Source organism: Micropruina sp., assembly GCF_047607385.1.
Classification (GTDB): domain Bacteria; phylum Actinomycetota; class Actinomycetes; order Propionibacteriales; family Propionibacteriaceae; genus Micropruina.
In genome coordinates, this window is the sequence record NZ_JASGDE010000159.1 from 1 (window position 1) to 11,428 (window position 11,428).

Here is an 11,428-nt window from a genome sequence, read left to right on the forward strand (position 1 = left end):
GCCGGGCGGCGGCCGGAGGGGCGGCGTGGGCCGGGGCGGCGGTCAGGCCGCCGACGGTCACGGCGCCGAGCACGGCGCCGACCAGGGTGCGAATGATCTTCATCGGGCGGGGTCCTTATCCGGCATGACCAGGGGTGAACGGCGATGCTTGGTCGTGGGGGTGCTCCGCCACTGCCAGTGTGCGCAAACCGGGCGCGTCCCGTCAACGGCCGGACGCGCCCGGCAGGCCCGGACCGGTCAGGTCAGCGCAGGTATTCGACGAGCCGTTGCTCCGCATCGGCCGGGTCGAACCCGGCCTGGCGCAGCTTGGCCAGGTCCAGGGTGCTGTGCGTCGGACGCGGCGCCATCGTCTTGCCGGCGAAGTACTCCGCGGTGGTCACCTCGGTGACGTCGGACGCGGCGCGTCCGCGCAACTCGAAGACCCGCTGGGCGATCGCCGCCCAACTCATGGTCGGCCCTGAGTTGGTCAGGTTGTAGGTGCCGGACGGGGCGTCGCTGCTGGTCAGGTGGACGATACCGGCGGCCAGGTCGCGGGTGAAGGTGAGCCGTCCGAACTGGTCGCCGACCACGCTGGGTTTCACCCCGCGGTCGGCCAGCGAGGCCATGGTGCGGACGAAGTTGTTGCCGTCGCCGATCACCCAGCTGGTGCGCACGATCCAGTGCCGCGGCAGGGTCGCCACCAGCGCGTCCCCGGCGGCCTTGGTCTGGCCGTAGACGCCCAGCGGGCTGAACGGCTCGTCCTCGCCGTGGAGCACCGCGGTGCCGTCGAAGACGTAGTCGCTGGAGACCTGGACCAGCGGGATCCGGTGCGCCCGGGCGATCTCGACCAGGCGTGACAGGCCGGTGACGTTGACCGCCCAGGCGTCCCGGCGGCCCTGCTCGGTCTCGGCGGCGTCCACCGCGGTGTAGGCGGACGCGTTGACGATCAGCCCGACCTGGCTCCACGGCACGGCGTCCAGGGTGGCGGGGTCGGTCAGGTCGAACTCGGGCCGGCGCAGCGGCAGCGCGTCCGGCAGCAGGTCCACCAGGGCGCGGCCGAGCTGGCCGCCGGCGCCCACCACGACGGTGCGCTTGGGTGCCATCGGGGTGACTTCGGCCAGCCGCGGATGCGCCGCGTCGGCGGCGGAGATCTCGGCCTGCTCCAGCGGGATCGGCCAGGGGATCGCCACCGTCTCGTCGGCCAGGTTCAGATAGGTGTAGGAGGAGCGGGCCTGCGGGCTCCAGTGGTCGTTGACCAGGTAGGAGTAGACGGTGCCGGCCTGCAGCGCCTGGTAGCCGTTGGCGACGCCGCGCGGCACGAAGACGGCCTGGTCGGTGCCGAGCTCCAGGGTGAACGGGGTGCCGAAGGTCAGGCCCGGACGCAGGTCGACCCAGGCGCCGAAGATCCGTCCGCTGGCCAGCGAGATCAGCTTGTCCCACGGTTCGGCGTGCAGCCCGCGGGTGCTGCCGGCCCCGGCGTTGTAGGACATGTTGTTCTGCACCGGGCCGAAGTCGGGCAGGCCGAGCGCGGTCATCTTCGCCCGCTGCCAGTTCTCCTTGAACCAGCCCCGGGAGTCGCCCGGCACCGGCAGGGTGAGGACGAGCAGCCCAGGAATGGGGGTGGTGCTGATGCTCAGATCGGCCATCACTGACCCGTCTTGGCGTACTTCGCCTCGGTGGCCGCCTTCATCGGACGCCACCAGTCCTGGTTGGTGCGGTACCACTCGATGGTGTCGGCCAGGCCGGAGCGGAAGTCGGGGAAGCGCGGCGTCCAGCCCAGCTCGGTGCGCAGCCGGGTGGCGTCGATGGCGTAGCGCAGGTCGTGCCCGGGACGGTCGTTGACGTGGTCGTAGGCGTCCGAGGGCTGGCCCATCAGTTCCAGGATCAGCTCGATCACGGTCTTGTTGTTCAGCTCGCCGTCGGCGCCGATCAGGTAGGTCTCGCCGATCCGGCCGCGGTCGATGATGTCCAGCACGGCGGCGTTGTGGTCGTCGACGTGGATCCAGTCGCGGACGTTCAGGCCGGCGCCGTACAGCTTGGGCCGGATGCCGTCGATCACGTTGGTGATCTGCCGCGGGATGAACTTCTCCACGTGCTGGTAGGGGCCGTAGTTGTTGGAACAGTTGCTGATCGTCGCCCGGACGCCGAAGCTGCGCACCCAGGCCCGGACCAGCAGGTCGGAGCCGGCCTTGGTCGAGCTGTACGGGCTGGACGGGTTGTACGGCGTGGTCTCGGTGAACTTGGCCGGATCGTCGAGTTCCAGGTCGCCGTACACCTCGTCGGTCGAAATGTGGTGATAACGCTTCTCGTGCCGGCGCACCGCCTGCAGCAACTCGTAGGTGCCGACCAGATTGGTCTGGATGAACGGCGACGGATCGTTCAGCGAGTTGTCGTTGTGCGACTCGGCGGCAAAATGCACGGTGATGTCGTGCTTCGCCACCAGGTCGTCGACCACCGCCGGATCGCACACCGAGCCGACCACCAGGGCGAACCGGTCGCTGGGCAGGCCCTCCAGCGAGGCCGCGTTACCGGCGTAGGTGAGCGCGTCCAGCACCGTCACGGTGTGATCGGTGTGGTCGAGGACATGCCGGACGAAATTGCAGCCGATGAATCCGGCTCCGCCGGTGACGAGAAGCGAGGACATGGAGATGATCCTATTGGTTCGACGAGCGTCTTCGCATTTCCACGACGGACGGAGTCATGCGAGGATTCGGGCTATGCGCGGAATCATTCTGGCCGGTGGCTCGGGCACCCGGCTCCACCCCATCACTCTGGGCAGCAGCAAGCAGTTGGTACCGGTCTATGACAAGCCGATGATCTACTACCCGCTGTCGACGCTGATCTTCGCGGGCATCTCCGAGGTGCTGGTGATCAATACCCCGCACGAGCAGGAGGCGTTCCGGCGGCTGCTCGGCGACGGCTCGCAGTTCGGCATCTCGATCAGCTACGCGGTGCAGCCGGAGCCGAAGGGCCTGGCCCAGGCGTTCACCATCGGTGCCGACTTCCTCGACGGCGAGGCCTGCTGCCTGGTGCTCGGCGACAACATCTTCTACGGCCAGGGCCTGGGCACCCAGTTGAAGCGGTTCAACGACCTGGACGGCGCCGCCGTGTTCGGCTACTGGGTGGCCGATCCCACCGCCTACGGCGTGGTGGAACTCGACGACAGCGGCCTGGCGCTCTCCATCGAGGAGAAGCCGGCCCGGCCCAAATCGCACTATGCGGTGCCGGGGCTGTACTTCTACGACTCGAACGTGGTGCCGATCGCGCAGAACCTGGCGCCGTCGCCGCGCGGCGAGTACGAGATCACCGACGTCAACCGGGTCTACCTGGAGCAGCGCAAGCTGCAGGTGTCGATCCTGCCGCGGGGCACCGCCTGGCTGGACACCGGAACCTTCGACTCGCTGAACGACGCCAGCAACTTCGTCCGCACCATCCAGGCCCGGCAGGGTCTGCAGGTGGGCTGCCCCGAAGAGGCGGCCTGGCGGCAGGGGTTCCTCTCCGACGAGGGCCTGGCCGAACGGGCCGCGGCGCTGGCCAAGTCGGGCTACGGTGACTACCTGGCGTCGCTGCTCAACTGACCGACGCCCCGTGGGACGGTGACCGGCGACCCGCCGGCGTCACCAGCCGCGGATCGGGCAAGGGGGGCGCCGTGGCTCGGGTGAGAGTGGGCCGGCTGGTGGCCGGCGTCCTGATCTGGTGCCTGCTGCTCGCCGGGTGCTCCGCTGACCCGGCGCCCGGCCCCGGGTCCTCCCCCGCGGCGACCGCGTCGGCGTCGTCCGGACGGGTCGTGGTGGACGTCGCCGGCCGGCCGGTGCAACTCGTCCTGCCCGACCACGACGCCGGCGGAGAACGGCGCCCGTTGATCGTGCTGCTGCACGGCTATCGCTCATCGCCCGCCGACGTGGCGTCGATGTTCGGCGTGCTCGCGACGGCCGGCCGGCACGGTGCGCTGGTCGCTCTGCCGGAAGGCAGCAAGGACCGCAACGGCGACCGGTTCTGGAACGCCGCCAAGGCGTGCTGTGACTTCTTCGGCGCGCAGGTGGACGACGCGGGATACCTGGCAACAGTCATCCGGGAGCTGACCGACAGCTATCGCGTGGACCCGGCCCGGGTGTTCCTGATGGGCCATTCGAACGGGGGCTACATGGCCCTGCGGTTCGGCTGCGATCACGCCGACGCGGTCGCCGCCGTGGTCTCGGTGGCCGGGGCCATGGACCCGGACGCGCCCTGCACCCCGCGCCGGCCGGTGAGTGTGCTGCAGGTGCACGGAGTGGCCGACGACACGGTGCGCTTCGAGGGAGGCGAGATTCGCGGCGTCCGCTACACCTCGGCCGCTCAGACCGTGGAGACCTGGCGGGCGGCGGACGGTTGCCGCGGGAAGGCCGTGACCTCGACGCCGCTGGCGAACGACCCGGACGGTTTCGGTGCGGCGGTCGGCGCGGCCACCTGGACCGGCTGCCCGGGCGGAGCCGAGGTCGGCCTCTGGCAGGTGTCCGGGGCCGGCCACGTGCCCCGGTTCAGCCGGGCCGCGCAGGCCGCGCTGCTCGACTGGCTGCTCGCGCACCCGCGCCCGGCGTGAGCGGATGGGCCCCGGTCGTCACCGGTCGGCGATGCCCTGGTCGGTGGTGAGCTGGCCGCGTTCGGCGAGCTCGCCGACGATGCGGGCGTAGAATTGTTCGTCGATGCGGTACTTGGCCCGATAGACCAGGTAGCCGGCGACGATCAGCACCAGCGGCAGCACCAGCATCGCGATCCGCATCATCAGCAGGCCCTGCGGTGACACGTCGTCCGGTGTCGCGGCGGAGTTGATGCCGGACAGGATCAACACCACGCTGACGATCTGGGTGCCCACGGCCGCACCCACCTTGTTGATGAACGGCTGCAGCGCGAAGGTCACCGCCGCATTGCGGGCGCCCAGCTTCCAGTGCCCGTACTCGATGCAGTCGGTGAGGAAGACCAGCATCAGCACCACCACGAACGACTGCCCGGTGAACAGCAGCAGGCCGGCGGCGCCGATCCAGAGCATGTCCATCGGTGCGAAGAAGAACAGCACGTACCCGGCGACCACGGCGGTGGTAGCCGCCGTGTACAGGGTGCGCCGGCTGAACCGGCGCCGGAACAGCGGGAAGACCAGGAATCCGGTGAGCTGCGCGACGCCGAGAACGGCGCCGAACGGGGTGTACATGCCCTCGTCGCGGTAGGCGTACTTGAAGAAGTAGACGCCGAAGGACGTGGTGGTCACGTAGCCGGTCATGAACAGCACCATGGCGATCGCCGTCCACAGCAGCTGATCGTTGCCGGCCACCACCCGCCACAGCCCGCGCAGCGTCACCTTGGGCTGCTCAACGGCCAGCTGCGGCTCCCGGACGCCCAGCAGCGTGACGAGCTGGCCGGCCAGCATGATCGCGACCACGACCGCGGTGAACAGGAACCAGGCCCGGGTGTCGCCGCCCAGCGCGCCGGTGACCGGGATGATCGCCACCACCACGCTGAACAGGCCGACCGTGGAGAAGATCTTGGCCAGCGCCCCGATTCGCTCGCGCTGCTTCTGGTCCAGGCTGAGCGCGGGGAGCAGCGTCCAATAGGGAATGTCGTTCATCGTCCAGGTGAGACCCCAGAGCAGATAGATCAGCGCGAAAGCCACCACGTAGCTGCCGTCCGGCAGGCCCAGGTCGGTGAACAGCAGCAGGGTGCAGAACGCCGAGGCCACGGCGCCGGCGGCGATCCACGGCTTGTAGTGGCCCCAGCGGCTGCGGGTGTTGTCGACCACCGAGCCCATCACGACGTCCATCACCGCATCGAAGAGCCGGGCCGCCAGGATCAGCCAGCCGGCCCACCACATGAAGGTGTCGGAGGCGTCCAGCACCTCGGTGAGGAAGACGATCAAATAGAGGCTGACCAGGGCGTACACCATGTCGCGGCCGAGTGTGCCGACACTGAACGCCCATCGATTGCGCTGGAAGAGCGCCGCCGTCGCGTCCGGATCCCGCTGCGATGCCATGCCCAAGGGTAGGGCCGTGGCGGAGATCCCGGTAGAGCCCGGCGTCCATGGCGCCGGCCCCGCGGCCCGGCCCGGGGTCCGCACCTTCTCCAGTATTTCTTGAGGTGACCTGGATCGAATCTTGAGCAAAGGCAGAGGAAACCTCCGAATTCCTCAAAAGAACGTGGGTTACGCTGCCGACGGAAAGAAGTTCGGGGGGACTGGTTCCGGTGCGGCATTGCCGCCGGAGCCCACTTTCGGGGGGAAGTGAAATGCTTCGACGCAATGGTCGGAAAGAATGCACTGCGCGCACAGGCTGGGGACGACGGGCGGTCGCGCTGCTCGGCGCCGCCGTGCTGGGGCTGGGAACCGCGGTGCCGGAGCCGGCGCGGGCGGCCGTGCCGGCGGCCCGGGAGCGGACCACCGCCATGGTCACCGCCGATGCCCTGCCGACGACGCAGATCAACGGTGTGGTGTGGACCCAGGTGATGATCGGCACCATGGTGTACGCCGGTGGCGAGTTCACCTCGGCGCGTCCGGCCGGTGCGGCACCCGGCACCGACGAGACGCCGCGGAAGAACCTGCTCGCCTACGACATCACCACCGGTGTGCTGAGCACCAGCTTCGTGCCCGGCGCGTTCAACGGCGCGGTCAAGGCCCTGGCGGTCTCCAGCGACAAGAAGACCCTGTACGTCGGCGGCGACTTCACCAAGGTGGACGCCGCGGCGCGCGGCCACTTCGCGGCGCTGGACGCGTCGACCGGAGCCCTCCGCTCGCCGGCCCCGTCGTTCAACAACTCGGTCAATGCACTCGCGGTGAACTCCACGACGGTGTTCGCCGGCGGGTCGTTCACCAAGGTCAGCGGCAAGTCGCGGAGCCGGCTGGCGGCGGTCAGCGCCAGTTCGGGCGCACTGTCCGGTTGGACGGCCACGGCAGATTCGACGGTCAAGGCGCTGCTGCTCACCTCGGGCAGCAAGCTGCTGGTGGTGGGTGGTTCGTTCACCAAGCTGAACTCGACCACGGCGTCCGGGTCGGGCGCGGTCAGTCCGACGACGGGCAAGACGCAGACCTGGAAGGTCAACGCGGTGGTCAAGAACGGCACCAAGAAGTCGGCCATCCTCAGCCTGGCCACCGACGGCAGCACCGTCTACGGCACCGGCTTCGCCTACGGCAGTGGCAACTTCGAGGGGGTCTTCGCCGCGTCCGCAACCGACGGCACCGTGCGCTGGCTGCAGGACTGCCACGGCGACACCTACGGGGTGGCCCCGATCGGTGACGTCGTGTACAGCGTCGGGCACGCGCACTACTGCGGCAATATCGGTGGCTTCCCGGAGACCAAACCCCAGACCCTGTACCGGGGCCTGGCGGTGACCAAGGCAGCGGCCGGGACGGTGGCCAAGAACGGGCAGACCACGGCCAAGTCGTACGCCAACTTCGAGGGCAAGCCCGCCCCGGCACTGCTCAACTGGTTCCCGCAGCTTTCCGCCGGCAGCTACACCGGCATGTCACAGGGTGCCTGGTCGGTGGTCGGCAACGGCACCTACCTCGCCCTCGGCGGCGAGTTCCCGAAGGTGAACGGCACATCGCAGCAGGGCCTGGTCCGGATGGCCGTCGGCGCGGTCGCGCCCAACACGATCGGACCGGTCGGGGACGATGCGGCCATCGGGCTCGCCGCCGCCGAGCAACCGGACGGCACCGTCGCGGTCACCTGGAACCAGCTCTGGGACCGCGACGACCTCAAGCTCAACTACGTGCTCACCCGCAACGGCACCACGATCGACAACAGAACCGTCGGGGTGCCGTTCTGGCGGCGCTCGGCGATGTCGTTCACCGATGCCGGCGCGGCGTCCGAGGCCTCCTCGACGCTGGATTACCAGCTGACCGTGTCCGATCCGCAGGGCAATGCGGTCAGCTCGTCGATCGTCCAAGTGGCCCGGGTCACTGAACCCTCGACGAAGCTGCCCGTCACCGGCACCAACGGCTCCCAGCGGGCGACGAACCGGACGGCGACGAACCGGACGGCGACGAACCGGACGGCGACCCAGCGGACGGCGCCGAACCCCAGGGGGGCGAAGCGTCCAGCGGGCGCCGGGGACATCTCGGGCACCTCTCGCTCCGCGACCCCCGAGCCGATCGCCCAGCCCGCCGCGGACCCGGCGGACGCGGACCCGGCGAGTGCCGGCGCGAAGGCCGAGCCCACCGACGGGTAACCCGGTCTGGGGAGCGACGGAAGGTCAGCCGACAGTGTTGCGCGAGTAGATCTGGTGGGCCACGTAGCGCTGGTACATCTCCTCGGTCACGCCACGGGTGGCGGCGATCTCGGAGAAGAACCGGCCGGAGTCCCGCAGAGTGCGTTCCTGGGTCTCGTAGTCGACCCCGATCAGTCCGAACCGGGCCGACTCGCCCTCCAGCCACTCCCAGTTGTCGATGAACGACCAGTGGTAGTAGCGCTCGATGGGCAGATCGGACGCCGCGATCTGGGCCAGGTGTTCGTGGATGAACCGGCTGCGGAAGCCGTCGTCGGAGTTCGCGGTGCCGTTCTCGGTCACGTACAGCGGACCGGGATGCGCCTCGTGCAGCCAACTGGCCACCTCGATCAGGCCCTGCGGGTAGATCTCCCAGCCCAGGTCGTTGATCGGGACGTCGGCGCCGACCCCGTCGTCCAGCCGGCTGACCGTGCTGCGCGAGTAGTAGTTGATGCCGTGGAAGTCGTAGTAGACGCCCGGACGGATGCCGGCCGGCTGGGTCAGCGGGGCGAGGAAGCGGCCCTTGCACATGGCCTTGGTGATCACCCGCTGAAACAGCCACTCCATCATCTGCGCCGAGGCCCAATGCCCCGGATGCCAGGCGATCCGGGGCCGGAAAACCCGCAGGTGCTGGGCCACTCCGACCCGGGCGTGCGGCTGCAGGTCGTGGATCAGCCGGTAGGCGTCGATGTGGGCCGCGGCCAGGTTGGTGTACACCCGGGTGAGGGTCTTCAGCGAGTGTCCGCCGGGCGGCCAGACGCCGAAGTAGTAGGCGTGGGTGGCGTAGATGTTCGGCTCGTTGATGGTGATCCACTCGTTCACCAGGTCGCCCAGCGCCGACACCATCCGTTCGGTGTACTTCTGGAACACCGTGCTGCCCTCCGGGCTGAGGAAGCCGCCGGCGTCCTCGAACCAGGTCGGGTTGTTGAAGTGGTGCAAGGTGACCAGCGGCTTGATGCCGGCGTCGGCCAGCCGGCCCAGTTCGTCGCGGTAGTGGTCGATCGCCGCGGCGTCGAATTCGCCCGGGCGGGGCTCCACCCGGGCCCACTCCAGCCCCATCCGGTAGTGCTGGACGTTGAGCTCCTTCAGCAGTTCGACGTCCTGGGGCACCCGGTTCCAGTGGTCACAGGCCCGGCTCGGGCTGGAGCCGTCCTTGATCCGTCCCGGCTGCTCGGCCCAGCGGTGCCAGTTGGTCCGGGCCGGGCCTCCCTCGATCTGGGTGGCTGCGGTGGCGACGCCCAACTCGCAGTTCTTCAGCGTGAACGCGTGCACACCGTCCCTTTCGTTTGCCCTGTGGGCCATCGTCGGCGGTGTGGCAAGGGGTGTCAACGTGCCGCACCGCTGACCGGTCGCTGCCCCGGCCCGGGGATCACCGGATGATCGAGATGGTATTCCTTCCGCTGCTGTACTCGGTCGCCGCGCTGTCGGTGACCACGCTGTAGACGGTGTTGTCGACGCGCCCGGTGGCGGTGTCGATGGTGAGGATCCGGAGCGGGTTGTCGGAGCCGCCCAGCTTGTCGCCGAGGTAGGACACCACGGTGTTGCCGTCGATGGTGTCGGTGCGGCTGGTGTATTTGCCGACGTGGCCGGAGGTGACGATCTTCACATTGGGGTACTTGGAGACGATCTGGTCGTAGATGTACTTCCCGCTGGTCTCGCCGTAGCCGGCGTTGCTGCTGGAGATGTTCCCGTCACCGTTGAGGTAGTAGTGGGTGACGATGATCACGTTGTGGTCGGGGTGATTGGCGACCACCTGCCGGCCCCACTCCACCGCCGTCCGGCGGGGGGCGAACTCCAGGCTGAGCACCAGCCACTTGGTTTTGCCGACGGCGAAGCTGGTCCAGGTGTTGTCCACCTTGCCGGGCTCGAAGGTGCCGCCGACGTCGGCGATCATCGACTTCAGCGGGAAGGCGTCGTTGAACTCGGCGGTGTCGCGGACCAGCAGGTTGGTGTTGCAGGCCTTCGCGCCGAGCCGTTCCACGCATTCCGGGTTGCCGACGTAGGCGGAGCCGCCGTACCCCCGGGACCCCTTGACGCCGTCCCAGCCCACCGCGCGGGTGTCGTGGTTGCCGATCGCCGCGGAGAACGGCAGGCGCGCCTTGGTCAGATTGCTCATCGCCGCCTTCGCGTGCGTGTACTGGGACGGCACCAGCCAGCCCCAGTTGACCATGTCGCCGGTGTGCAGCACGTAGCGCAGGTTGAGGGCGTCCTTGTTGGCCGCCAGCCAGGCGGTGCGGTTGCCGAATCGCCGGTCGGTGGCCGAGTTGGTCTCGTCCTGCGTGTCGCCGATCACCGCGATGCGGAACACCTCGCCGGGGTCGGCCCCCGGCTGGTCGCTCGGCGGGGCGACCACCTTGATCTGGTTGGCCTTCACCAGCGAGAAGGCGGCGACCGAATCCACCGTGTAGCGCAGCGCGACCTTGGGGCTGCCGGACGGCGTCCGGGCCCACAGGTACAGCGACCCCGAACCGGTGAACCGCTTCGACGATGAGTCCTTGGCGACCAGCTGCCAGCCGGCGGGCTTGCTGCTGCCGTCCTTCCAGGCGCGCAGGTAGAGCCGGGCCGGGTTGGTGCCGGCGACGGTGGCCTCCAGGTGGATCCGCTCGCCGGGACGCACCGTGACGCCCAGCGGGCCGCCTCCGGACAGGCTGGTCTGGTTGTAGGAGGAGACCCGGCTGAAGGCGCCGGAGAGGCTCCCGTCGGCGGCGATCGTCAGCTTGGTGCGGTAGCCGGACGACTTCGCCTTGGCGCGGAACTGCAGGCCGAACTCGACCGCTCCGGTGGGCGCGGTGACCGTGATCCGGGCGATCTGGGTGGTTCGGCTGGGGCCGACCTTCGCCCAGGCGGACGCGTTCGCGGTGAGCGCGAGCGACTTGGTCGTGGCGGCATCGGCAGGATTCGGGACGGCGCCGACCAGCAGCGCGCTGGCCAGCAGGACGGCGGCCAGCAACCGGGGCAGGGTGCGGTGCTGCGGACCGGGACGGCGGGGGTGGGACGGTGCGGAAATCACGTCGGAGTCTCCGGGTTTCGGTTTTCGTGCTCCGGGCGGTTGCCCGGACTGGTCGTCCTCCCGAAATCCGGCTCCCCTCAGCCAGACAACCAGTGTGCGCTCTTCCCGTGCGCGATCTCAAGTCGGCCCGTCGCCCCGGCCGGCTCGACCGCGATCCCCGGCCCGGCCGGCTCGACCGCGATCCCCGGCCCGGCCGGCTCGACCGCGATCCCC

The 11,428-nt window shown here is 69.4% G+C and carries 8 protein-coding genes; 3 read left to right on the forward strand and 5 right to left on the reverse strand.

Going from position 1 to position 11,428, the window contains the following annotated elements:
* Positions 1 to 242: 242 nt before the first annotated feature.
* On the reverse strand, positions 243 to 1,625 hold the full coding sequence (locus QM582_RS13985) for a sugar nucleotide-binding protein (protein ID WP_415085372.1): 1,383 nt from the start codon (positions 1,623 to 1,625) through the stop codon (positions 243 to 245).
* Positions 1,625 to 2,623 (reverse strand): dTDP-glucose 4,6-dehydratase, encoded by a 999-nt coding sequence (gene rfbB / locus QM582_RS13990; RefSeq protein ID WP_415085374.1) that lies wholly within the window; start codon positions 2,621 to 2,623, stop codon positions 1,625 to 1,627. The genes QM582_RS13985 and rfbB overlap by 1 nt, the downstream gene beginning before the upstream one ends.
* A 73-nt stretch (positions 2,624 to 2,696) precedes the next feature.
* Between rfbB and rfbA the strand changes: the two genes are divergently transcribed.
* Together rfbA and QM582_RS14000 are read left to right on the forward strand one after the other, a co-directional pair.
* Positions 2,697 to 3,557, forward strand: coding sequence for a glucose-1-phosphate thymidylyltransferase RfbA (rfbA, locus tag QM582_RS13995; protein ID WP_415085376.1), 861 nt, complete (start codon positions 2,697 to 2,699; stop codon positions 3,555 to 3,557).
* Positions 3,558 to 3,628: 71 nt separating this feature from the next.
* Positions 3,629 to 4,558: an alpha/beta hydrolase family esterase gene (locus QM582_RS14000; protein WP_415085377.1), complete on the forward strand. Its 930-nt coding sequence runs from the start codon at positions 3,629 to 3,631 to the stop codon at positions 4,556 to 4,558.
* A gap of 18 nt (positions 4,559 to 4,576) precedes the next feature.
* On the opposite strand, the gene QM582_RS14005 is transcribed toward QM582_RS14000, so the two are convergent.
* Positions 4,577 to 5,980 (reverse strand): glycoside-pentoside-hexuronide (GPH):cation symporter, encoded by a 1,404-nt coding sequence (locus QM582_RS14005; protein ID WP_415085379.1) that lies wholly within the window; start codon positions 5,978 to 5,980, stop codon positions 4,577 to 4,579.
* A 332-nt stretch (positions 5,981 to 6,312) separates the two neighbouring features.
* Here QM582_RS14005 and QM582_RS14010 point away from each other — a divergent pair, with 332 nt between their 5' ends.
* Positions 6,313 to 8,169, forward strand: a complete 1,857-nt coding sequence (locus QM582_RS14010) for a hypothetical protein (protein ID WP_415085381.1) — start codon at positions 6,313 to 6,315, stop codon at positions 8,167 to 8,169.
* A gap of 24 nt (positions 8,170 to 8,193) precedes the next feature.
* Here the strand turns inward: QM582_RS14010 and QM582_RS14015 are convergent, their stop codons facing one another.
* Positions 8,194 to 9,507, reverse strand: a complete 1,314-nt coding sequence (locus QM582_RS14015; RefSeq protein ID WP_415085383.1) for a glycoside hydrolase family 1 protein — start codon at positions 9,505 to 9,507, stop codon at positions 8,194 to 8,196.
* Between the two features lie 67 nt (positions 9,508 to 9,574).
* Positions 9,575 to 11,215, reverse strand: a complete 1,641-nt coding sequence (locus QM582_RS14020; RefSeq protein WP_415085385.1) for a metallophosphoesterase — start codon at positions 11,213 to 11,215, stop codon at positions 9,575 to 9,577.
* Between the last annotated feature and the right edge of the window lie 213 nt (positions 11,216 to 11,428).

What these genes read in the sequence shown, in the direction of transcription:
- QM582_RS13985 (WP_415085372.1), bottom strand. Translation starts at nt 1,625, where the DNA reads ATGGCCGATCTGAGCATCAGCACCACCCCCATTCCTGGGCTGCTCGTC.
- rfbB (WP_415085374.1), bottom strand. Translation starts at nt 2,623, where the DNA reads ATGTCCTCGCTTCTCGTCACCGGCGGAGCCGGATTCATCGGCTGCAAT.
- rfbA (WP_415085376.1), top strand. Translation starts at nt 2,697, where the DNA reads ATGCGCGGAATCATTCTGGCCGGTGGCTCGGGCACCCGGCTCCACCCC.
- QM582_RS14005 (WP_415085379.1), bottom strand. Translation starts at nt 5,980, where the DNA reads ATGGCATCGCAGCGGGATCCGGACGCGACGGCGGCGCTCTTCCAGCGC.
- QM582_RS14015 (WP_415085383.1), bottom strand. Translation starts at nt 9,507, where the DNA reads ATGGCCCACAGGGCAAACGAAAGGGACGGTGTGCACGCGTTCACGCTG.